This is a genomic window from Gilliamella sp. B2717 (genome assembly GCF_026536675.1).
Taxonomy (GTDB): domain Bacteria; phylum Pseudomonadota; class Gammaproteobacteria; order Enterobacterales; family Orbaceae; genus Gilliamella; species Gilliamella apicola_I.
On record NZ_JAFNNQ010000096.1, the window covers coordinates 64180 to 86713 of the forward strand.

A 22534-nucleotide genomic window follows, 5' to 3' on the forward strand; every position below is an offset into this window, starting at 1 on the left:
GTCTGATATTAAATTCATCAATTAGCTTTTAATAAAAAGAATATCTAAATTGACTAGGTACGGGTTAACAATATCCAGAAGAGTGCTTTACCTTCATTTTTGAAACCTACAACTATAGAATGCTGAAAATTTAATTAATTGTGATGAAAAACAAAAAATTATTATAAATGAAGATTACCTTGTTATTCTGATAAAACAACAAGGCTGTAGGTGTAAAAATAGGATTAACTAATTTTGTTGATTGGACTGATTATCTTCTGAGTTATTATTTGTTTTTTCTTTAATTTTTTTTACCCTTCCTGAAGCTACTGAGGCCATTCTACCAATTGTGTCTCTTAATATTTTACCATCGTCGGTTTTAAACGATGCTTGTTGTTCAGTACCATTTTGATCCATTTCAAAATAGGCCGCTTCACCAAATCCTAGTTTACTAGCATAGAATAGATGAGGAACACTACCGCGAGTGGAATTATATACTTGTACTGCGGCATTATAAGCTTCTCTTCGTATCAGAACGGAGTTTTCAATTTCATCTAATTGAACCATTAATTGTTGGTAAGTTGTATTGGCTTTTAAATCAGGATATCGATTAGCTAACATTTGAACATTACCTAATATCTGAGAAGTTTGTGACGTGCGGGTAGCTGCGTTGCTAATGCTGTCACTTTCAGTAATGGTAAAGTGTGTAAGCTTTTCGTGATTCCCATAGCTCGAAGCAATATCAGAAAGTCGTTGTGCTATATCTTGTCTCTTTTTGACCGTAGCATAAATATTAGCCTGTGTCTGCTTAACATTTTCGGCTAAACCACGTAGTTTATTATAGGCAAAGAATAACCAACCGGTGATAAAAATTAGAATAATAATAATAGTTGATAGCATACATATCCTTATTAAATATCCAATAACTCTTATGTCTAACTATAAGATTGTTAAATTGATGATGCAAATTAACATAAAAATACAATTTTAACAACTAGTTGTTAATTATAAAATTTTTAAAACTGATTAAGTTTTAAGGAAAATTTAGATATTCGCATAGGATATTTCTTATTTTAGTTATCGCCATTTTTATTGATTTGAAAAGATAATTTTAGAAATACTTTTTTAGTAAATTAACGTGAGTTTTCAATACAAATTGAGTTAGAAGAATAAAATTCTAATTTGTGGTGACCGATTAAATTTCATTTTTTAGAGAAAACATAAGTTAATATAATCAAAAAGCAAATTATCGATTTGCTAATTCTTATTATATTAACTTATTGGCTGACATTATTTTGAACTAATAATTGCTCAAGTCTGATTGCCAAAGGATATACGGATCATAATCATCATCCCCATCAGGTAAAGCTCCTGTTTTTGGTGCCTGTGTAAAATCGGTTTCAGCTAATTGACCATTATCGAGATACTCTATTTTCCATATCAATAAATTCTTTCTGCTTTCGGGTTTATCAAGGTTGTAACTAATATGAGAAAGTGAATTATGATAAATAATTTGTCGCCAGCAAGCATCAGAATTTTTAATACAGTATTTGATACTAATTGGCTGATATTTTTTGCCATCTTTCAATAACACGGGTATGGCTTTTTGTTCTTGGCTATCAACAAAAAATGACAAAGAAAGATTATCGGCTAAATGAGCTTTATATTCAGTATAATCGGTATTTGTTTGTGATTGAGGTTGTTTTTGGAAACTATTTTGACTTTCATCTGCATAACTATTACTACCATACAAACTACATAAGAATAATATAGGAATGAATTTTTTCATGATATATTCCATTGTTTGGTTTAGTAAATTGGATTAAGTAATATAGCCAAATGATTAAAGGCTAATAGAAAAGCTATAACAAAAAAATTAGTTATAGCGTACTTAATAGAATAGCTTAAAAAGAAAATAATATGTAGTCATTTCTTGTTAGTGTAGTGATAACATAAGAAAAATTAACCAGTATTAATAAATATTAATCGCAATTTAAAAAAAGAGAATAATTTAAGTGATTAAGCCTTATATCAACCAATACCTTAACCTTATTCAAAAGCAAAAGAATAAAAATAATCAAACCAAATTAAACTCAAAACTAAATTGTTGCTGTCTGATAACGAATAATCTTTATCTTATAATTTAATTGTTTTGATTTGAGTAACTGTTAATAGGACAGTTATACAAGCCATCGTTATACGATTTTTAGTTTTATGAGATACGTATACCTAAATAATGTGGTTCTAAATATATCTTATGGACGCTTGAAGAATAGAAAACTAGGCTTTAAGGCTTTTTTTACTAGTTTTGATGTACTTTAAAGGATCTTGAAGAATGTTGTTGATTATTGAATTGGTGCCGTGGGAGGGACTTGAAATATGCCTTATAAATCCTTTTTATAAAGATTATTTTTTGTTTTGTTAGTTTAATGTACCCCCAAAATAAAAAATGACCCTATAAATTAAGCATTTTTATCTTGCTAAATTGAAAGGTTAAAAAATTAATTTTGAAATTTTGACGGCTTAAAGATTTGATTGGTGAGCGGTGTCCATTTTAAAAGTTGCAGACTATTACCTTATCCCCCATAAAAATTAAATTTTGTAAAAAAAGTGTTCACGGTGTTCACTATTTCTTTTAAGCCTTATTATAAAAGGATTTAGACGGTAAATACTTTAGGATTAACTATTTATTGGTGTTCACTTTAGGTATTCACTAAATAAAAAAACCGCTAAATAATAGCGGCTCATTATTATAATAATGATATTAATTATCTGATAAGTTATCCAACAAGTCAGATGGTGAAATATATGTTCTAACTTTGCTGTTTCCAATAAGTAATAATAGTTCTTTATCTTCCAGTCCTTTTAAATCAGATCTTGCTGTATTTTCAGATACACTATATTCAATACTTATCGATTTTGCAATAAATTGCCTACCTGGTTCTTTAGCTGCTTTTTTAAGAATATCAATTTGTCTAAAATTTAACTTTGATGCTATTTTAGAATTTTTAATTCTAGTTAAGAAATCCGCTAATTCTCGTTGCTTTCTCTGTAGATAACAATTTAATTCGTCAATAGAACGCATGATAATATCAATTTGGTGGTATAGAAAATAAGTAGTATCTAATTCATCATCTTCTACATATAAATAAGCTTTTGCATACTGTATTGGTGCGTTTTTAATTAATTTACTTATTGATGTATATTCAAATAACCAATAACCAGACTTCATCATAAACCAATAAAATAAGGCTCTTGCAGTTCTTCCATTTCCATCTCCGAAAGGATGAATAAAGCCAATAAAAAAATGTAACAATATTGCTTTAATTACTGGATGTATAAAAAACTCTCCTTCTTCACAATCATGACGAGTATTAACAAAATTACATAAATCACTCATCAAATCATAAAGTTCTTCTGCTTTAGGTGGCGTGTAAATGACTTCTTGTAGATGGTTTCTGACATAAATATCATCTGTTTGTCTAAACTCGCCACAGACAGCATTATTTTCTATTGCACCAGTTGTTGCTATTTCATGAAAACTGAGAATTAGCTCAATAGATAAACTTTCATTTTTCATTTCTAATGCTTTCTTCATCAATAAATAATTATTTAAAATCATAATTTCAGATTTATTTTTTGGTTTCCTATCTAATTCAAGCATTTTTTTGGCTATTCTTCTTGTTGTTGAAGCTCCTTCAAGCTGAGCCGATGAAATAGCTTCTTCCATAATTAAAGAATGAACTAAATATTTATTATTAATTCCATCCATCGATTCAGGATTATTCATCCCTATATAACCACTGGATTTTTTATCTATTGTATGGAGATCTCTTTGTAAAGAATCAGGAACACAAAATCTAAATTGATATTCTCCTATATTAATTAGTTTATTTGACTGTAATCTAGACATTTTAGTTGCAGCCCATGCTAAATCAATATCAATATTTTCATCGTTTTTTTTATATTTAAAGTCACTCCAATGAAGATACCGACCTTTTGCATCAGTTTCTTTAAATTTACCCATAGCATTAATTAAACTAATAGGATCAATAGTTTCCATGATTTTATTTAATGATTTGGCGTGTGATATTCTCATATTTAACTCAATTTAAAAAAATTGAGTTAAATGATATTATTTAATCATCATAAAGTAAAGGTTACATTTAATAAAGAATTTATCTTTATCAAAAAATGAAGGTTATTTTATAAAATTTAAACCATTTAATATTATGATTGATATTTTATGATTTGAGTTCAACATATTATTTACTTTCCTTATTGCTAAGTTTGGTAATGAGTAGATTTCTTTGATTGGTAGCGAAACAAGCCAAATCCCTTAATTGTATGAACAAATAACCCATATCACGCATATCATTTTTAAGGCTTTGCTCGGTATAATCTTCATTTTCACAAGCCCAGAACATTAAATTACCAATCGCACCGATTCCACCTAAAATCGATTGTTGCAGTTCTTCAAAATGGCTCTCTACTCGTGATAAATGTTCGACAGGAAAATCCGCCCTATAAAGATTTAAGACAGAAAGTAAATTAGACAGGTCAAGTTGCCCGTTTTCAGGGTATAGGGTATCATTACTATTAGCCATAGCATTACTCCGTATAATGTTTGTGGTTAGATGCTTCGATAGTGTTGGTAGCACTTCGAGGCATTGCTTTTTAATGGTCTTACCTTTAGTGTGGTATAAACCATTAACTAATAATCTAACATAATGGTATAAACCAATGCAAGAAGAAAATAAAAAAAGAAGTTTTGATCGTTCCAAAAGTACATCTAAAATAATCCGTTTCGAAGACGATTTACTTGAACTAATCGAAAGACAAATATTACAAGAAAATAGTAACTTTAGCGCATGGGTCAAGGATGCTTGTCGTGAAAAGCTAGCTAAATCAAAAAAGAAATAGTCTTTTAACTTAATACCACTGATTAGTGGTATTGGTTTTATTCTCGCTATGGGTTCTTTATTATTATTCCCTTAAATTCCTTATTTTCTTTTTTTATGGACGTGCAAAACCTACTTTTTAAATTCAATATTAAATCTTGCCAGTATGTCGAAAAATTAAATTATTCCTAAAAAGTAGCTATTTGATTGGCTATTGCTAGTAGAAAATCTTCATTGCTAACCAAGAAGAAAGATTTCACCTTTTGGATAGCGTTAATCGTGCCGTTGCGATCTACTAAGTGATTATTTAGGGAGTGGATAGATTGCCCTATTGCTAGGGCTTTTAAATAGTTTAAATTAGCATTTAAGGACATAATGCTTCATCGCCCAATAACCGAATCATATAGCTTTTTGATAGCTTGATAAGCTCTGGTTTTCGTTTTTCGTAATCCCACCCCATATCAATTAATGTAATATTTGATTTTTCTAGGTAGGCTAGGTGATTAAGCTGCTGTTCATTAAGATAGTCGCGAATATCACCAGTGATATTATGTGCTTTTCTAAAATCCTTCGCAGACATACCAAGCACAATACCATTAATCATATTAAATTCATTAGTGTAGTGATATGTTTTAGTCTTTTTACCCTGTGATAACCTTTGTAAAGTTAATGCATCACGCATAGGACGGGTATAATTTGCCACCTCAATGCGTGCTTTTAACCGCTTAAGCTCTTTCTTTTGGATTACAGGCTCAATTTCCTTAAAATGTTGTTCACAACGAATAAAGTACTTTCTTATTGCTCTACTTTTTTCGTTGTTTTCAATCATTGCTAATACTTTAGCGGTTCCGATTGTCAGGATGTAATCTGTACTTTTACGATCTCCACCTCGCTCACTTGTCCATTTTATTTGTTGCTCGTTATTTGTGCTTTGATTCCTAAATTCTGATGAATCAATGATTAGAAAATCATCATTGTTAATAAGCCCATATTCTTTTATTCTTCCCTTTATCCAGGTTAAAAAATCATTTCCTACGTTTAAGTAATTATGCAAATCCTTTGCGCTAAATGTTTGCTGTAATTTGCCGTTTAATTGCGTTTCGGTTACTGGTACTAAATTAGTTATATTTGCCATTTTTTTCTCCAATTCTATCTGTTTATTCCCCATTTAGCTAAATTTAGGCAAGGGGATACCGTCAGCGCAAAAATGCGCTTTGTTTTTAAATAATTAACTAAATGGTTATCTTTTTATGTAGACACTTATAGCAAGATTGGCTATGATTGGAGGCGTCTAAGTTCCAATCGAAGCCCTTTACTATTTCGTCATATAAAGGGTTTTGCTTTATCTTCATTATGCCACCTCGCGATATTCTACTTTGCGAGATTCAAGCCAAGAATAAATTTCATCTGCTCGATAGCCAACACGGCGCAAGCCTATTCTGATTCTTTGGGGAAATGTTTCGTCTTTCTGTTCTAGCTTATAAAGGCTAGTGTCACTTATGAAGTGAAGTAAGGTTTTTACTTCTTTTTTGGGTAGGATTTGGATGTGCATTAGTTATATTCTCCTGTATCTAAAAGATAAATATAGAATATAACTGTATAAACAGACATGCATTACATTAAATATTAAAATGTACAATTAAACAATTTAATTGATTATTTAAAAAATAATTTATATCTTTCTGGAATGACTAATTCAAATGTTTCACTACTTTTAATTGAAGGCAATTTTAATCCTACTTGCCTTAAATAATTATCTATTGTTGCTTTTGTTGGGATAATATTATTTGATTGTTCCTTACTTAATAATTTAATGTAGTTTATTAGCTTCTCAGAAATAGTTGATACTTTACTGAAAGGATATTTTTCACGTGTAGCGATACCTACATCAATACAAAATCTTTTATAGTAGTTTTCTGGTCGTCCAGCAGATTCATATTCTGTATTAAGAGCAATTTTATTATTAGTATTTCCTCCTTCTAAGAATAGGTTTATCTCCTCTTGAGTAATAAGTAAATCTTTTATATCTAGTTTTACTGGGTAGGACGAGTTTATATCCACTTCAATAATATTATCTAAATCCTTAAATAGGGAATCCAAAAAAGAATTTGGGTTTTTCTCTGAAATTTGATTATAAATACGATCAGCAATAAAAAAACTATTCCTTGGGAGCTTAAACTGTGAAATAACTATTTCTTGTACAGGATACATTTGACATATAGAGAATTGTATTGCGAGCAATGTATTTATATTATTAATATCAATAAAATGATTGATAAATGGGTATTTATAATTGAATGAATCTTTATCGTTTTCTAATTTGAAAACCTCATCACGAGCAAATAAATCAGCAGCTATAAATCCATATTTTGTTTTTATACTCCTTCCATAAAAATCATCATGAACGAATAATTCTTCCAAAAATTTAAAACCACTATCTTGAACAGTATTTATTGATATTTGTCCTAAAGTAAGCATTTTTTCATTATGGTACCAGTCACTTCGGTAATTTGTTGGGAGAATATATTTGCTAGTCATTTTTTCGGTATAAAATACGCATAATTCTACTTTTTTACAGAAGCAAAAATATAATAAATCTTCAATATCTATATGATTTTCAAGTGATAACTTTTGATTTATTTTAATAACAGCTTTATCTAATGGATAAAATAACCTTTCTGGTAATGCCATACGCCCTCATGCCCCTAATAGAAATTTGCGCCAGTTCGCTATAGTTGCGAATGTTCGGGGATCAGCCTAGATGCAAATAATATTATAATATTCAGTTAGCTACATTATAGCACTGTGTTTATATTCATAAAGTCAAATTTGAGGTAGTGAATACTAATGAAAAGAGGGGATTTTATTTGCAGTGTTTTAAATAAAATTGTTTTACTTTATAAATGACAAATAAATCAATTTTATAACAAAAAGATTAAGATTATATTTAAAAGTAAAAATAGGTTTTAAGCCCTTATTTATGCTGATTTTGATGTGCTTTAAAGAATTTTGAAGAATGTTGCTGATTATTGAATTGGTGCCGTGGGCGGGACTTGAACCCGCATGCCCTTAGAGCACTACCCCCTCAAGATAGCGTGTCTACCAATTTCACCACCACGGCGCCGTAATTAATTTGGAATATCCGATGTCGGATTATCATTTGTTGTTTGTTGTGTTGCTTGTTCGCTTGTATTTTGTTGTGTTGTCACAGGCGTACTTTCATTCACATCAATGTGACTGAATTTACTGGTACCGACCATGTTAGATAACACAATGCTTAATGCAAAGAATAGCACACCTAAAACGGTAGTTGTACGTGTTAAAAAGTTACCACTGCCTGATGAACCAAATAAGGTTGCAGATGCACCTGCCCCAAATGAAGAGCCCATTTCAGCACCTTTACCACGCTGTATTAATACTAGTACAATTATTGCTAAAGCAATAACCAAATAACCTGCTATTAAAATTCCGTACATTTTAACCTGTCACTTTTTAAGTGTTATACAACAAAAATTTATAGATGCGGAATATTAGCGAAAGTGTGACAAACAAGCAAGTATATTTTCTTATTTTCTGTATTTATCGTAATCAATTGTATGTTTCCGGGGTAAAAATCAGTATAATGTCGCCATTTTTATTATAGTATCGTTGTTTTATGAAATTTATTGTTAAGCTGTTTCCTGAAATTACCATTAAAAGTGAATCTGTTCGTTTACGTTTTATAAAAATATTGACCAGTAATATTCGTAACATTTTGAAACGTCATATTGAAGACGTTGCGGTTATTCGTCATTGGGATTTTATTGAAGTCCGTCCAAAAGTTGCCAACAGTGAAGCGCAAATTCTTAATTTATTAATCCGGATTCCCGGTATTCATCATATTTTAGCGGTCGATGAGCTGCCTTATGTGGATATTCACGACATATTCGAAAAAGCATTGAATTACTATGCGCCGTTAATCGAAAACAAATCATTTTGTGTACGGGTTAAACGTCGAGGAAAACATGATTTTACCTCGATTGATGTTGAGCGTTATGTCGGTGGGGGGCTTAATCAATATGTTGCTTCATCTAAAGTGAAATTAACTCGCCCTGACATTACCGTTAATTTAGAAATTGATAAAGATAAGTTGTTGCTTGTTAAAGGTCGATATGATGGTATTGGTGGGTTTCCAACAGGCACACAAGAAGATGTGATTTCGTTAATTTCAGGCGGTTTTGATTCTGGTGTGTCAAGCTATATGCTTATTAGACGTGGCTGTCGTGTTCATTATTGCTTTTTTAATCTTGGCGGTAAGACACATGAAATTGGTGTTAAACAGATGGCGCATTATTTATGGGAGCGTTTTGGGAGTTCGCATAAAGTCCGTTTTATTGCTATCGATTTTGCCGACGTGGTAGGTGAGATTCTTGAAAAGGTGGATGACGGTCAAATGGGCGTTATTCTTAAACGAATGATGATTCGAGCTGCCTCAAAAATTGCTCAGCGCTATAAGGTCGAAGCGTTAGTGACTGGTGAGGCTTTAGGGCAAGTCTCAAGTCAAACTTTAACCAATTTACGCTTAATCGATAATGTCAGTGATACTTTAGTGTTACGTCCTCTTATTACGCATGATAAAGAAACTATTATTAATCTTGCTCGTCAGATTGGAACGGAAGATATTGCTAAAACGATGCCAGAATTTTGTGGTGTGATTTCGAAAAGTCCAACCGTGAAAGCAGTAAAAGAAAAAATTGAAGCCGAAGAGTTGAATTTTGATTTTTCTATTTTAGATAAGGCGGTTGACGAAGCTGAAAATATCGATATCCGCGAAATTGCTAAACAAGCCGATACAACTATCACGCAAGTAGAAACTGTTAGTAAACTTAATGATGAACATGTGGTTATTGATATTCGTTCCCCAGATGAACAAGAAGATCAGCCTCTTGAATTAAGCGATGTTGAAGTTAAGCTTATTCCATTTTATAAGTTGGCCACTCAATTCGGCGATTTAGATCAATCTAAGCAATATTTACTTTATTGTGCTCGAGGTGTAATGAGTAAATTACAGGCTTTATACCTTATTGAACAGGGTTTTTGTAACGTTAAAATATTTAAAGAATAAAATTGCTAAGAATTTTGTATATTGTTAGCACTTTTTGCATATATAATAACGGTAAGGAAAAAATAAAAGCTATATCAATAATAGGATTAATTTTAATTAAAATATAAATATTATGAATCAATAGGATTAAGAGGGTTGTAATGAACAAATTACTTGTAGTTGATGATGATCCAGAGATAGCCTCGTTGTTGTGTGAATTATTAGAATTAGAAGGATTTGAAGTTGTAACAGCTAATAATGGAGTACAGGCTTTAGATAAGTTTGATAATACCATTGATCTTATATTACTTGATATTATGATGCCTGAAATGAATGGATTAAGTGTTTTATCTCAACTTAGAAATAAATACACGGTTCCAGTTATTTTTTTAACAGCTAAAGACAACGAGTTTGACAAAATTATTGGACTTGAACTTGGTGCAGATGATTATATCTTGAAACCATTTAATGATAGGGAGTTAGTTGCGCGGATTAACGCACTATTACGTCGTAAACGTTGGGATAATTTAGTTGGTGGCTTTGGTGAGAAGTCTCTTCAATATACGATTGATAAATTAACCGTTAATCGAAAGCAACAATCTGTTTCTTTTGATGACAAATATATTGAATTAACAGGCACCGAATTTCAAATATTATTAAAACTTCTTGAAAATGCAGGAAAAATAATTTCTCGTGATACCTTGAGTGAAACAGTGCTTGGTAAAGAGTTTATTCCTCTTGCGCGTTCAATTGATGTTCATGTTTCTAATTTACGTAAGAAGCTTCCACCCCGTAGTGATGGCTTACCGTGGATTAAAACATTGCGATCTAAGGGCTATCTATTTGTCGTAGATCAGAATGATGATCTGTTACAAAGTTAGATGTTGTTTATTAAAAAGGTAAGAAGATATGTGGATTTTTGATCGTCTGACTATCCGAATATTCACTATATTCTTACTGACAATAGCTTTTTTTTTGATGCTGATTATCGTTTTGCCGACTCTGGATTCCCGAAATTTAACTTATTTGGCGAATAAAGAAAAAGAAACTGGCAATATACTCGCTAATCAGCTCGAAAAAGAGCTAATCAATGTTCCTAAAAATAGTTTTCGTTGGTGGATGCGTTTTATTGTTGTTATGGATAATCATCAAAAATCCGAACAATTCTTATTTATCTTAACACCCAATGAGCAAATCATAACCGCAGATACTAAAAACATAGATTTAGTAAAAAACTTTAGTGAAAAATCTCATAATGTTGATGATCCTGCTAAAAAGATTTATGGTTCGCAAGAAATCATCGGTCCATTTCTGGTTAATTACGCTAAAGAGCAATATAAATTGTATGTTTTACAACCAGCATCGGATATTCAATCACAGTTTGTTAGCCTTATCTTCGATCATCCCTTTTTGTTGTTAGCATTAACAATGTTAATTAGCTCGCCATTTTTACTTTGGTTATCTTGGAGTATCGCAAAACCAGCAAGACGTTTAAAAAGTGCAGCTGATCAGGTTGCTAAAGGTAATTTACAAGAGTGGCCAGATCTCGAAACAATTGGTTCTTCTGAGTATAAAGCAACAGGTGCAAGTTTTAACCATATGTTACGGGAACTGAAACGAATGCAAGAATCTCAGCAACGTTTGTTTTCCGATATCTCTCATGAATTACGAACACCATTAACACGTTTACAGCTTGCCGCATCATTATTGCGTCGTAAGCAAGGCGAAGGTACAGAAGTCACTCGTATTAATAATGAAGCCTTAAAACTCGATGCCATGATTGGTGATCTATTATCATTAGCCAGACATCAATATGATAATAATGAGATTCGGGAATTAAATAGTATTAATGTGTTATTTAAGCAAGTGCTTGATAATGCCACATTTGAAGCAGAACAAATTGGAAAAGATTTCTTAATTATGAATCCACCCAGCAATCAGACTATTTTGTGTTATCCTGCGGCGTTATGTAGTGCGCTTGAAAATGTAATACGCAATGCTTTTCGTTATTCAAATCATAAAATTGTGGTGGATTTTGTCGCGCATCATAAACACCTAACTATTACTATTGACGATGATGGGTTAGGGGTGGCAGATAATGAATTAGAACAGATCTTTAGACCCTTTTATCGTACCAGCGAAGCACGAGATCGTGAATCAGGTGGGACAGGTTTAGGTTTAGCTATTGTTTGTAATGCGATTACACGAGACCACGGAACTGTTAAAGCAGAGAAAAGTCCGTTAGGGGGACTAAGAGTTGTGATAGTATTGCCTATCCAAAATAAAAAATAGAAGAGAATTGTTGTGTCTAAAGCGCCATTAAATATTGTTTTGTTCGAACCCGAAATTCCTGCTAATACAGGTAATATTATCCGTCTTTGTGCAAATACGGGCTTTAATTTACATATTATTGAACCAATGGGATTCTTTTGGGATGATAAAAAACTTAGGCGTGCAGGATTGGATTATCAAGAGTTTGTCGATGTAAAACGTTATAAAAATATTCATCATTTTTTAGAATCAAACCAACTTGATTTAGCCACCCAAGTTTATGCATTAACCACAAAAGGGCAAAAGTCACATAGTGAAGTTAGTTATAAACACAATGACTTTTTAATGTTTGGCCCAGAAACACGGGGATTACCAGCTTCTATACTTGATGTGCTTCCACAAGATCATAAAATTCGCATTCCTATGTTAGCCAATAGCCGTAGCATGAATTTATCTAACTCCGTTGCGGTGGTAGTTTATGAATCATGGCGACAATTAGGTTATATCGGTGCTAAATAACTATTTAGTCGCTGTTTGAAAAACTGGAAATGAAGGATAAAAAAGAGTTTAGTTATTTTATCAATGTTGACAAGTAACTTTGTGAGCGTTGTTTTGAATATAGCCAGACTGTTTAAGCCTCGCTATATTCTTTCAATCGTTAAGGTACTTAACCGATTTTATTTAACACGTGAAACGTATTCGCCTGAACGTGTATCAACTTTAAGTACTTCACCAATTTGTACAAACAGTGGTACACGGACAACAGCACCAGTTGATAATGTTGCCGGTTTACCGCCAGTTCCTGCTGTATCACCTTTTAAACCTGGATCTGTTTCGATAACTTCAAGTTCAACAAAATTAGGTGGGGTAACGGCGATAGGTTGTCCGTTCCATAATGTTAAGATACATTCTGCTTGATCAACTAACCATTTAGCGTTGTCTCCAACCGCTTTCGCATCAGCAGATAATTGTTCAAATGTGTCGTTATTCATGAAGTGCCAAAATTCACCGTCGGTATATAAATAGGTTAAGTTCATATCGACAACATCGGCTGCTTCAACAGATTCACCAGATTTAAACGTTTTATCAACGGTTTTACCAGAAAGTAATTTTTTAATTTTAACGCGGTTAATTGCTTGCCCTTTTCCAGGTTTATAAAATTCGTTTTCAACAATTACGCACGGCTCACCATCTTGCATTATTTTAAGACCGGCTTTAAACTCATTAGTACTATAAGATGCCATAAAAGCTCCAACTATCATTCTGAATTACAAAAATGAGCCATATTATACAGCAAAAAGTTGAACTACCAAATAAAGATGACTGGATTTTTGATCTTGCTAATGTTGTGACCGATATCAAGCAACTTTATTGTTATTTAGATTTGGATCCAGATACGATTTCTATGTCAATGAAACAAGCGAAAAAACAGTTTCCGCTTCGAGTTCCTATGGCTTTTATTCATCGAATGAAGAAGGGTGACTATGCGGATCCGCTATTGTTACAAGTGCTTTGTAATGATAATGAAATGATTGAAGTTAGTGGTTTTAGTGCCGATCCGTTGCTAGAACAAGATAACGCCATTCCGGGATTATTGCATAAATATCACAATCGAGCCTTGTTGATGACTAAAACGGCGTGTGCAATTAATTGTCGTTACTGTTTTAGGCGACATTTTCCGTATCATGAAAATCAGGGTAATAAAAAAAATCTTACTGTTGCATTAGATTATATTGCGAATCATCCAGAACTTGATGAAATCATATTATCTGGTGGTGATCCATTAATGGCTAAAGATCATGAGTTGGATTATTTAATCAGTGAATTAGAAAAAATTAAGCATGTTAAGCGGCTACGCATTCATACCCGTTTAGCGGTAGTGATTCCTTCTCGTATTACCGCTACACTTTGTCGACTTTTTGCTAAAAGTCGTTTACAAATTGTTGTTGTCACGCATATTAATCACTCTAATGAAATTGATGATGATGTGTCACAAGCGGTTAATCAATTAAAGCAACATAATGTGACCGTTCTTAATCAAAGTGTGTTATTGAAAAATATTAATGATAATGTGACGACGTTAGCACAATTGAGTAATAAGCTGTTTGATAATGGTATTTTGCCTTATTACATACATTTATTAGATAAAGTACAAGGAGCTGCTCATTTTTTAGTAGAAGACAAGCACGCTAAACAATTAATGAAGCAGTTATCTGAACAGGTATCGGGCTATTTAGTTCCTAAATTAGCACGTGAAGTCGGCGGTGAAAAAAGTAAGCGAGTTCTAACTTTTAATGAATAATTTATTCGATATTAAAGGGTGACATGATATCTGATACTTACGGCAGTGATGGCTATTTTAGGTTATTTTTATATCATTTATCTTTTAAAATCTCATTGACGAAAAATAAAATAGCCTCTATAATTCCGACCTCTTTAATTAATGCTGTGGAGTTTTTACTCTACAACTTGTTGATAAATTAGATTTGGATATAAATCGTCATGAAACGCACATTTCAACCATCAGTATTAAAACGCAACAGAACTCACGGTTTCCGTGCACGTATGGCTACTAAAAACGGTCGTCAAGTTCTTGCTCGCCGTCGTGCTAAAGGCCGTGCTCGTTTAACTGTTTCTAGCTAATTTAAAGTTGAGTGACTAAACTCACTTTTCCTCGGGAGTTGCGCTTGTTAACTCCCTTTGATTTCAATTATGTTTTTCAAGAATCCACACGAGCGGGATCGCCTTTTCTTACGCTAATTACTCGTAAAAACCAGTTATCGCATCCACGTTTGGGATTTGCTATAGCTAAAAAGCAGGTTAAGCGAGCACATGAGCGTAATCGGATCAAACGACTTGCTAAAGAGTATTTCCGTCATCATCAACATCAATTACCTAACATTGATTTTATTTTAATGGCGAAGCAACCTGTTATAGAATTAGATAATCAACAACTTTTCGCTACATTAGATAAACTATGCCAAAAAATTGTCGGCAAACACCAGATGTGAACAAAATTTTATTGATTATCAAACAGCATGTAATGGCTTGTAAATTATTGATAATAAATATTTTTGTTTTAATGATTCGTGTTTATCAAAAAGTCATTAGCCCTTTATTTGGTCCAAAATGTCGCTTTACCCCAACGTGTTCTCAGTATGCAATAATTGCGCTAAGACGCTTTGGATTATTAAAAGGAGGTTGGCTAACAGTAAAACGTGTATTAAAATGTCACCCTTTACATGAGGGAGGAGAAGATCTTGTTCCTCCTAATATTAAAAACAATAGAGAAAAACACTAATGGGATCTCAACGTAATATTTTAGTTATTGCTTTACTTTTTGTATCGTTTTTTATTTGGAAGGCTTGGGAAGAGGATCATGCCCCTAAACCACCTATTACCAATCAAATGACACAACATGTTAGTGATAATGATTCGAATGATGCTTCACTGCTTGGTAAGAGCATTATTGTTAAATCTGATGTTCTTTCACTTACCATTAATACTTACGGCGGTGATGTGCAAGCGGCTCAATTATTAAAATATGAGCAGACTCTCCATTCAGGTACACCTTTCCAATTGTTAACCTCACGTCCTGATTATGTTTATATTGCTGAAAGTGGTTTAACCGGTAAAGATGGCCCTGATAACGCGACGCAAAACTCTCAACGTCCTGTTTATCAAACAGCGCAGACCGAATATACGTTAGCTGACGGGCAAGATGAACTGCGCGTACCGCTCAGTTATCAAATCAATGGCGTGAAATACACTAAATATTATGTGTTACATCGTGGCAGTTATGCAATTGATGTTGAGTACGCAATTGATAACCAAAGTTCAACGCCTGTTGAAGTTGCGATGTATGGGCAGTTAAAACAGACTATTGAGTTACCACATGATGCCGTGACTGAAGGTGGTGGTGGATTAGGGCTAAGTGCTTTCCGTGGTACGGCTTACTCTAGCGCTGATACAAATTATAGCAAATACAGTTTTGACGATATTAAAAATAAAGCATTATCTATCGAAACAACAACAGGCTGGGTTGCGATGTTGCAACACTATTTTGCATCGGCTTGGGTTCCAACACAGGAACAGAAGAATTTATTCTATTCTCGAGCTGCGGCGAAGAATTCGCAAGCAACCATTGGTTTTAAAGGTGAATCCACGACAGTGCAAGCAGGCAGTACGCAAACGATTAGTGCAAAATTGTGGTTAGGGCCTGAAATTCAAAGTGAATTAAAGCAAACAGCAAAACATCTTGATTTGATTGTGGATTATGGTTGGTTATGGTTCTTATCTCAACCTCTATTTTATTTATTGAAATTTATCCAAAGTTTTGTTGGTAATTGGGGAATTGCAATTATTGCTATCACGTTTATCGTTCGTGGTATTTTATTCCCATTAACACGCGCGCAATATCGCTCAATGGCTAGAATGAAGTTATTACAACCTCGTTTACAAGCGTTAAAAGAGCGTTATGGTGATGACCGACAAAAAATGGGCATGGAAACCATGGCGCTTTATAAGCAAGAAAAAGTGAATCCGTTAGGGGGTTGTTTACCACTATTGATTCAAATGCCAATTTTCTTGTCATTATTCTATATGTTAGGTAATAGTGTCGAACTCCGTCATGCGCCATTTGCCCTTTGGATTCATGACTTATCAGCACAAGATCCATATTATATTTTACCGTTATTAATGGGTGGGACAATGTTCTTAATTCAGAAGATGTCACCAACACCTGTCACAGACCCATTACAACAAAAATTGATGACCTATATGCCATTAATCTTTACAGTATTCTTCTTATGGTTCCCATCTGGCTTAGTTTTATACTATATTGTCAGTAATTTATTTACGATTGCGCAGCAACGTATTATCTATTGGGAATTAGAGAAAAAAGGTCTTCACGAAAAGAAAAAGAAATAATGAGAATTTGAAGGAGGAGTAAAATCCTCCTTTTTCGTATCTGTTTTTGAGTATTAATTAATTATGAATATACAGCAACAATTACATTTAACCGGAGATGAAAAGGGATATTGGTTTGTTAGTCAAAATGGGCGTCTATGGTTACCGAATGGTAAAGTGCCGTTTGGACAAGCAAACGAACTGGGTTTTACTCAAGAGCTTGCACAACCAATCGGGGAATGGAATGGACAAACGGCTTGGCTTATTTGCAAGCAAATGAAAAACTCTATGAGTTCTATTCGATCTTTGCTTACCTATGAAGCCGATCAATCATTATTCCATATGGCAGGGCGAGCAGTTCAATTATCTGAATTTTATCGTTCTCACAAGTATTGTGGCTATTGTGGAAGCAAGATGTATATCAGTAAGACGGAATGGTGTTGTATGTGTGATAACTGTAAAGAGCGTTATTATCCACAAATCTCACCTTCTATCATTGTTGCTATTCGAGACAAAAATAAAATTTTACTTGCAAAGCATGTTCGTCATAATCAGGATGATTTATATACTGTCTTGGCGGGATTTACTGAAATTGGCGAAACAATGGAAATGGCCGTTAAGCGAGAAGTTTTCGAAGAATCCAAGATACAAATAAAAAATATCCGTTATGTGGCATCACAACCGTGGCCATTCCCTAATTCGCTAATGATGGCGTATTTAGCTGATTATGACAGCGGAGAGATACAAATAGATAAAAACGAATTAGTTGATGCTGGTTGGTATCATTATTCCAATCTTCCTAAAATCCCAGAATATGGCACAATAGCAAGACGGTTAATCGAAGATACTATTGCGCTATGTCGTGATTACGATAAATTTGGTGAAGATTAAAGTTGTTTTATCGGTTTAATGAATATTTTTAAGTTTAAACGTTTTCATTTTGTTTTCTTAAAAATATTCATATTTTAGTGACGGCTACACCATACCGCTAATGCATTACAATCCCAGTTTTTCATCATGTCACACCATGCAGAACGCCAACGTCTGACAGTGTTACTGCTAAAATTCATCTTTTTTTCGATTTGTAAATTATTTTCACCTGATACTAATAAATCGATAAATTGTAACCATAAGTCTGCTCTAGGTAATTTATTTAATTGGGTATCACCTAAAATATTAAAACTTTGTCGGCAACGTTTACATCTATAGCATGTTCGTGTTCCGACTTTGGTTGTTTCTGATGATCCACAATGGAGACAAGTAGGCGTTTTTTCATTGAGTAATGCCATTATTTTGGAGTTCATGACTTGATGTTGTTCTTCTAAGGTTGTGGTGATTTTGGCTTGTTTATTATCGGTATACCACCTGTATAAACAAGTATAATTTATTTTTAAATATTGAATGATTGCATGATCGCGTCGTATAACTTTTTCAAGTGAACATGCTAATTTTTTGGCAATATATTGATAGCTTTTATTTTTTATACGGTAAGTGAATATTATTTCTAACCAATTAAATGGTGTCAAACGATTGAAAGGAGTATTCGTCGCCGCGGTAGAATACTTATTGCATGCTTTACAACGATAAGTGTTGGTCGGGTTTGTCCGAATCAAATAAAAATCGCTTTTACCACAAAATGGACATGCTTCAAAACGTTGCAGAGTTATTCTTCTTAAGTTATGAAGAAAATTATTAAGATCATTGTGTAATTCAGATGGAACTAATTCATAAATCATTTATTACTCCCTAATCACTTGCTATCACAAATATTATCAGATATTTAGCTTAACAAGTAGGTGAGCTAACACTTTTTTACATTATTCTGATTTGTAAATTTTGAAGTTTTTTTAAGAAATTTTTTCTCGATATTGAAATTTTAAGAAAACTAAATTAATGGACGATTAACAATTAAGATGATTTTAAAATCTAGATATTTTATAATAGGTTAACTAATTTTATGTTTATCAAAATCTTAAATAAAGAGGCGGGTAAAAATCGACATGCAAATCTATGCATGTCAATTTTATAAATGGCTAAAATTAATTTTGTTAAGTGTTATTTAACCATTCGGCGACTTGTTTAGAGAAATAGCTTAATATGCCATCTGCACCAGCGCGTTTAAAGCAGAGTAATGATTCCATAATTGCTGATTTTTCTTCTAACCAATTATTTTCAATTGCTGCTTTTAACATCGCATATTCCCCAGATACTTGATAGGCAAAAGTCGGAACGGCAAAGGTGTCTTTCACTCGGCGAATAATATCAAGATAAGGCATGCCGGGTTTTACCATGACCATATCAGCACCTTCACTTAAATCTTGATAAATTTCTTGCAAGGCTTCATTGCTATTCGATGGGTCAAGTTGATAAGTTTTTTTATTTCCACCTTTTATATTTTTAGCTGAGCCGACTGCATCTCGGAAAGGGCCATAAAAACTCGAGGCATATTTGGCGGAATAAGCCATTATTTGCGTATTATGAAAACCTTGGGCTTCGAGTTCGTCACGAATTGCGCCAATGCGTCCATCCATCATATCGCTTGGTGCGATAATATCAACACCAGCATGAGCTTGCATCAAGGCTTGTTTAACAAGTGTTTCGACAGAAACATCATTTAGAACATAACCATGTTCATTAATTATACCGTCTTGTCCATGAGTAGTATAAGGATCAAGTGCTACATCGGTTAATATGCCAAGCTCAGGAAATTCTCTTTTTAATGCACGTACGGCTTTTGGGACTAAACCATTTTCATTATAAGCTTCTTCTGCAAGAAGCGATTTTTTTTCAGGTTCAATAGCGGGAAATAAAGATAAAACCGGAATGCCTAATCGAACAATTTGTTCGGCTTCTTTCAATAACACATCAATGCTCATTCTGTTTACACCTGGCATAGATGCAACCGGTTGAGTAATCTGATTTCCTTCAACAATAAAAACCGGATAAATCAGGTCATTAACACTTAAATTATTTTCTGCAATTAGACGTCGGCTAAAATCTTGTGCCCGATTACGTCTGAGTCGGCGCTTAGGATATTGACCTGTAATAAATGGTGACATAAAAGCTCCTGCTTATTTTTTCTTATTAAAATTAGAGTAATTATCTGATGCCAAAAGATGTTTAGCAAATTAATTTGCTGTATTAGAATAAATCAAATTTTTACTTTACAACATACGTTGATTAGAGGTAAAATTGCGCACTAATTTTTAGTCCTTTGTGATATTAACCAATTTTGAGGTGAGAGGCACATGCCAGTAATTAAAGTACGTGAAAATGAACCTTTCGATGTAGCATTACGTCGTTTTAAACGTTCTTGCGAAAAAGCAGGAGTTTTAGCTGAAGTTCGTAACCGTGAATTTTACGAAAAACCAACGACAATTCGTAAACGCGCTAAAGCAGCGGCTGTTAAACGTCATGCTAAGAAATTAGAAAGAGAAAACGCTCGTCGCACTCGTTTATATTAATATTTTTGCGATTATTTATACTTAAAATTTAAATTGATATAAAAATCAATTTGTTATATTTTTAATATAAAGAATTCTTACAAGCCGTACACAAGGTACGGCTTGTTGTCTTTCTAAAATGCCAATATTGGTTGAACGTTCATTATGAAAGGTCAAATTCCTCGCGATTTTATTTTAGAACTGATAGCTCGATCTAGCATTCTAGATGTGATCAGTAAACGTGTTAAAATGAAAAAACAGGGAAATAACTATTTTGGTTGTTGTCCTTTTCATGATGAAAAAACGGCTTCTTTTTCGCTTAACGAAAAAAAACAGATCTATTATTGCTTTGGCTGTGGCGCGACGGGTTCTGTCGTCACTTTCTTGATGCAATATGAACGTTTATCATTTCCAGAAGCTATTGAAGAGCTAGCCAATATGCAAGGGATTCGTGTCCCTTATGTCGATAGTGAAAACAAGCAAATCGACCAATCCAAACATATTGAATCTCGAAATATTCGCCGAGATTTATATACATTAATGGCTAAAATTACCCATTTTTATCAGCAACAATTAGCCCAACCAACATCAACAGATGCCAATCAATATCTTGAACAACGCGGATTGAATGCCGAAATTATCAATCGGTATAAAATTGGTTTTGCGCCAAATGAGTGGCGATTAACCTTACAAAACGTGGTTAAAAGCAAAGCAGAAGCCGAGCTTTATAATCAAGCTGGTATGTTAGTCACGAATGATAATGGTAACCAATATGACCGCTTTCGTGGTCGAATTATGTTCCCGATTCGTGACAGACAAGGTAATGTGATTGCCTTTGGTGGGCGAACGATTATCAATGATAATGCGAAATATATCAATTCACCCGAAACGCCTATTTTTCATAAGGGGTTTCAGTTGTATGGTCTTTATGAAGCACAAGAAGTGAATCGTAATCCTAAACAACTGATGGTGGTTGAAGGATATATGGATGTTGTCTCGCTTGCCCAATTTGGGATAGATTATGCAGTTGCGGCACTTGGTACAGCGACATCTGAAGAGCATATTAAGCTGTTATTTAGAGCAACAGATTCTGTCCTATTTTGTTATGACGGCGATAATGCTGGGCGTAGTGCAGCATGGCGAGCACTCAATGTTTTATTACCTTGCTTAATTGACGGTAAAGAGATAACTTTTGCTTTTTTACCACAAGATGAAGATCCGGATAGTCTGGTTCGAAAAATAGGTAAAGATGGATTTGAGTCCTATTTACAAACGGCACCAAATTTATCTAAGTTTTTATTTGATGAACTTTTGAAACAAGTTGATTTAAAAACGCCTGAAGGAAAATCTAAATTAAGTTCACTCGCTTTACCTTTAATTGATCAAGTAAAAGCAAAAGCATTCCGTTTAAACTTGTTGCAACAATTAGGTAAATATTTGGGTTTACTTGATGTGTCTCAGCTTGAGCAATTATTGCGTGCAAGTCGCACTAAAAACGATACAAACACGGTGGTTAATACGCCTGTGTCTCAGGTAAAACTTACTACTATGCGTATTTTAATCGGCTTATTAATTCAGTACCCTTATCTTGCTAAGCTAGTCACCGATATTAAAGCTATCAGTCAAGTGAAAATGGCGGGGATTGAAATTTTTATTGAACTACTTGAATTATGCCAACATTACCCAAATATAACTACTGCACAGATCTTAACTGAATATATTGATAAACCGTTTTATAAGCAACTAAATCGGTTAGCAATATGGGAGCACCATTATCAAGACAATCAAATAGAGTCAATTTTTTCGCATACGTTAAAAGAGTTATATGATAATATACTCGCCCAACGGCAAGATGAACTGATCGCAAAAGAGAGAGTCTCCGGCTTAAGTACCGCAGAGAAAAAAGAATTAGCGACACTTATACTTGTTTTATCGAAAAAAGACTAAAT

General features: G+C 33.4%; 24 protein-coding genes and 1 tRNA gene. 13 read left to right on the top strand and 12 right to left on the bottom strand.

The annotated features are described in order from the left end of the window. Positions 1-228: 228 nt before the first annotated feature. The 4 genes from J3U35_RS10955 to J3U35_RS10970 all read right to left on the bottom strand — a co-directional run bounded on the left by J3U35_RS10955 (position 229) and on the right by J3U35_RS10970 (position 4586). Positions 229-879: a LemA family protein gene (locus tag J3U35_RS10955; protein WP_267352375.1), complete on the bottom strand. Its 651-nt coding sequence runs from the start codon at positions 877-879 to the stop codon at positions 229-231. A gap of 400 nt (positions 880-1279) precedes the next feature. After that, the gene (locus J3U35_RS10960; protein WP_267352374.1) at positions 1280-1768 is read right to left on the bottom strand and encodes a hypothetical protein; all 489 of its coding nucleotides are present in this window, start codon (positions 1766-1768) and stop codon (positions 1280-1282) included. Between the two features lie 975 nt (positions 1769-2743). Continuing rightward, positions 2744-4078 carry a Fic family protein gene (locus tag J3U35_RS10965; protein ID WP_267361377.1) on the bottom strand — a complete coding sequence of 445 codons (1335 nt, stop codon included), beginning with the start codon at positions 4076-4078 and terminating at the stop codon, positions 2744-2746. A gap of 166 nt (positions 4079-4244) precedes the next feature. Further along, positions 4245-4586, bottom strand: a complete 342-nt coding sequence (locus J3U35_RS10970; protein WP_267361379.1) for a hypothetical protein — start codon at positions 4584-4586, stop codon at positions 4245-4247. 136 nt (positions 4587-4722) lie between these two features. On the opposite strand from J3U35_RS10970, the gene J3U35_RS10975 reads away from it, so the two are divergent. After that, a complete protein-coding gene (locus J3U35_RS10975) occupies positions 4723-4902 on the top strand; it encodes a YlcI/YnfO family protein (RefSeq protein ID WP_065558933.1) in 180 nt (59 codons plus the stop codon). Positions 4903-5244: 342 nt separating this feature from the next. Here J3U35_RS10975 and J3U35_RS10980 read toward each other — a convergent pair whose 3' ends face one another. The 5 genes from J3U35_RS10980 to secG form a co-directional block, all read right to left on the bottom strand. After that, on the bottom strand, positions 5245-6015 hold the full coding sequence (locus J3U35_RS10980; protein WP_267361382.1) for an antA/AntB antirepressor family protein: 771 nt from the start codon (positions 6013-6015) through the stop codon (positions 5245-5247). Positions 6016-6231: 216 nt separating this feature from the next. Then, a complete protein-coding gene (locus J3U35_RS11640) occupies positions 6232-6432 on the bottom strand; it encodes a helix-turn-helix transcriptional regulator (RefSeq protein ID WP_416380703.1) in 201 nt (66 codons plus the stop codon). Positions 6433-6536: 104 nt separating this feature from the next. Next, positions 6537-7571, bottom strand: coding sequence for a hypothetical protein (locus tag J3U35_RS10985; protein WP_267361384.1), 1035 nt, complete (start codon positions 7569-7571; stop codon positions 6537-6539). Positions 7572-7915: 344 nt separating this feature from the next. Next, positions 7916-8001: transfer RNA gene (locus J3U35_RS10990), tRNA-Leu, on the bottom strand. 7 nt (positions 8002-8008) lie between these two features. Beyond that, on the bottom strand, positions 8009-8356 hold the full coding sequence (secG, locus tag J3U35_RS10995; RefSeq protein ID WP_267361386.1) for a preprotein translocase subunit SecG: 348 nt from the start codon (positions 8354-8356) through the stop codon (positions 8009-8011). 179 nt (positions 8357-8535) lie between these two features. On the opposite strand from secG, the gene thiI reads away from it, so the two are divergent. The 4 genes from thiI to trmL all read left to right on the top strand — a co-directional run bounded on the left by thiI (position 8536) and on the right by trmL (position 12753). Then, complete coding sequence (gene thiI / locus J3U35_RS11000) at positions 8536-9984, top strand: tRNA uracil 4-sulfurtransferase ThiI (RefSeq protein WP_267361388.1); 1449 nt, start codon at positions 8536-8538, stop codon at positions 9982-9984. Positions 9985-10124: 140 nt separating this feature from the next. Beyond that, positions 10125-10844 (top strand): response regulator, encoded by a 720-nt coding sequence (locus J3U35_RS11005; RefSeq protein WP_065558927.1) that lies wholly within the window; start codon positions 10125-10127, stop codon positions 10842-10844. A gap of 28 nt (positions 10845-10872) precedes the next feature. Next, positions 10873-12255 (top strand): envelope stress sensor histidine kinase CpxA, encoded by a 1383-nt coding sequence (cpxA, locus tag J3U35_RS11010; RefSeq protein ID WP_411589936.1) that lies wholly within the window; start codon positions 10873-10875, stop codon positions 12253-12255. Between the two features lie 12 nt (positions 12256-12267). Continuing rightward, the gene (gene trmL / locus J3U35_RS11015; RefSeq protein ID WP_267352371.1) at positions 12268-12753 is read left to right on the top strand and encodes a tRNA (uridine(34)/cytosine(34)/5-carboxymethylaminomethyluridine(34)-2'-O)-methyltransferase TrmL; all 486 of its coding nucleotides are present in this window, start codon (positions 12268-12270) and stop codon (positions 12751-12753) included. 158 nt (positions 12754-12911) lie between these two features. Here the strand turns inward: trmL and efp are convergent, their stop codons facing one another. Next, positions 12912-13478, bottom strand: a complete 567-nt coding sequence (gene efp / locus J3U35_RS11020; RefSeq protein WP_034882790.1) for an elongation factor P — start codon at positions 13476-13478, stop codon at positions 12912-12914. A gap of 32 nt (positions 13479-13510) precedes the next feature. On the opposite strand from efp, the gene epmB reads away from it, so the two are divergent. The 6 genes from epmB (at position 13511) to nudC (ending at position 18033) form a co-directional block, all read left to right on the top strand. Next, positions 13511-14536, top strand: coding sequence for an EF-P beta-lysylation protein EpmB (gene epmB / locus J3U35_RS11025; protein ID WP_267361390.1), 1026 nt, complete (start codon positions 13511-13513; stop codon positions 14534-14536). Between the two features lie 200 nt (positions 14537-14736). Continuing rightward, entirely contained in the window at positions 14737-14877 is a 141-nt protein-coding gene (gene rpmH, locus J3U35_RS11030) for a 50S ribosomal protein L34 (protein WP_039105005.1), read from the top strand. 11 nt (positions 14878-14888) lie between these two features. Beyond that, positions 14889-15245 carry a ribonuclease P protein component gene (gene rnpA, locus J3U35_RS11035; RefSeq protein WP_267352369.1) on the top strand — a complete coding sequence of 119 codons (357 nt, stop codon included), beginning with the start codon at positions 14889-14891 and terminating at the stop codon, positions 15243-15245. 32 nt (positions 15246-15277) lie between these two features. Further along, the gene (yidD, locus tag J3U35_RS11040) at positions 15278-15535 is read left to right on the top strand and encodes a membrane protein insertion efficiency factor YidD (RefSeq protein WP_267352429.1); all 258 of its coding nucleotides are present in this window, start codon (positions 15278-15280) and stop codon (positions 15533-15535) included. Next, a complete protein-coding gene (yidC, locus tag J3U35_RS11045; RefSeq protein WP_267361392.1) occupies positions 15535-17163 on the top strand; it encodes a membrane protein insertase YidC in 1629 nt (542 codons plus the stop codon). The genes yidD and yidC overlap by 1 nt, the downstream gene beginning before the upstream one ends. Positions 17164-17226: 63 nt before the next feature. Next, a complete protein-coding gene (nudC, locus tag J3U35_RS11050) occupies positions 17227-18033 on the top strand; it encodes an NAD(+) diphosphatase (RefSeq protein ID WP_267352368.1) in 807 nt (268 codons plus the stop codon). A gap of 74 nt (positions 18034-18107) precedes the next feature. On the opposite strand, the gene J3U35_RS11055 is transcribed toward nudC, so the two are convergent. Then, entirely contained in the window at positions 18108-18878 is a 771-nt protein-coding gene (locus tag J3U35_RS11055; RefSeq protein ID WP_267361394.1) for a hypothetical protein, read from the bottom strand. A gap of 312 nt (positions 18879-19190) precedes the next feature. Beyond that, positions 19191-20201, bottom strand: coding sequence for a porphobilinogen synthase (gene hemB / locus J3U35_RS11060; protein ID WP_267361396.1), 1011 nt, complete (start codon positions 20199-20201; stop codon positions 19191-19193). Between the two features lie 189 nt (positions 20202-20390). Here hemB and rpsU point away from each other — a divergent pair, with 189 nt between their 5' ends. Further along, entirely contained in the window at positions 20391-20606 is a 216-nt protein-coding gene (rpsU, locus tag J3U35_RS11065) for a 30S ribosomal protein S21 (protein WP_034882800.1), read from the top strand. Between the two features lie 144 nt (positions 20607-20750). Further along, complete coding sequence (dnaG, locus tag J3U35_RS11070; protein ID WP_267361398.1) at positions 20751-22532, top strand: DNA primase; 1782 nt, start codon at positions 20751-20753, stop codon at positions 22530-22532. The last annotated feature ends 2 nt before the right edge of the window (positions 22533-22534 follow it).

Coding starts and splice junctions, on each gene's coding strand:
- cpxA (WP_411589936.1), top strand. CDS start 10,873: ATGTGGATTTTTGATCGTCTGACTATCCGAATATTCACTATATTCTTA.
- nudC (WP_267352368.1), top strand. CDS start 17,227: ATGAATATACAGCAACAATTACATTTAACCGGAGATGAAAAGGGATAT.
- J3U35_RS11640 (WP_416380703.1), bottom strand. CDS start 6,432: ATGCACATCCAAATCCTACCCAAAAAAGAAGTAAAAACCTTACTTCAC.
- hemB (WP_267361396.1), bottom strand. CDS start 20,201: ATGTCACCATTTATTACAGGTCAATATCCTAAGCGCCGACTCAGACGT.
- rpsU (WP_034882800.1), top strand. CDS start 20,391: ATGCCAGTAATTAAAGTACGTGAAAATGAACCTTTCGATGTAGCATTA.
- efp (WP_034882790.1), bottom strand. CDS start 13,478: ATGGCATCTTATAGTACTAATGAGTTTAAAGCCGGTCTTAAAATAATG.
- J3U35_RS10980 (WP_267361382.1), bottom strand. CDS start 6,015: ATGGCAAATATAACTAATTTAGTACCAGTAACCGAAACGCAATTAAAC.
- J3U35_RS11005 (WP_065558927.1), top strand. CDS start 10,125: ATGAACAAATTACTTGTAGTTGATGATGATCCAGAGATAGCCTCGTTG.
- secG (WP_267361386.1), bottom strand. CDS start 8,356: ATGTACGGAATTTTAATAGCAGGTTATTTGGTTATTGCTTTAGCAATA.
- J3U35_RS10960 (WP_267352374.1), bottom strand. CDS start 1,768: ATGAAAAAATTCATTCCTATATTATTCTTATGTAGTTTGTATGGTAGT.
- yidD (WP_267352429.1), top strand. CDS start 15,278: ATGGCTTGTAAATTATTGATAATAAATATTTTTGTTTTAATGATTCGT.
- J3U35_RS10970 (WP_267361379.1), bottom strand. CDS start 4,586: ATGGCTAATAGTAATGATACCCTATACCCTGAAAACGGGCAACTTGAC.
- J3U35_RS10985 (WP_267361384.1), bottom strand. CDS start 7,571: ATGGCATTACCAGAAAGGTTATTTTATCCATTAGATAAAGCTGTTATT.
- J3U35_RS11055 (WP_267361394.1), bottom strand. CDS start 18,878: ATGATTTATGAATTAGTTCCATCTGAATTACACAATGATCTTAATAAT.
- J3U35_RS10975 (WP_065558933.1), top strand. CDS start 4,723: ATGCAAGAAGAAAATAAAAAAAGAAGTTTTGATCGTTCCAAAAGTACA.
- thiI (WP_267361388.1), top strand. CDS start 8,536: ATGAAATTTATTGTTAAGCTGTTTCCTGAAATTACCATTAAAAGTGAA.
- dnaG (WP_267361398.1), top strand. CDS start 20,751: ATGAAAGGTCAAATTCCTCGCGATTTTATTTTAGAACTGATAGCTCGA.
- J3U35_RS10955 (WP_267352375.1), bottom strand. CDS start 879: ATGCTATCAACTATTATTATTATTCTAATTTTTATCACCGGTTGGTTA.
- J3U35_RS10965 (WP_267361377.1), bottom strand. CDS start 4,078: ATGAGAATATCACACGCCAAATCATTAAATAAAATCATGGAAACTATT.
- epmB (WP_267361390.1), top strand. CDS start 13,511: ATGAGCCATATTATACAGCAAAAAGTTGAACTACCAAATAAAGATGAC.
- rpmH (WP_039105005.1), top strand. CDS start 14,737: ATGAAACGCACATTTCAACCATCAGTATTAAAACGCAACAGAACTCAC.
- yidC (WP_267361392.1), top strand. CDS start 15,535: ATGGGATCTCAACGTAATATTTTAGTTATTGCTTTACTTTTTGTATCG.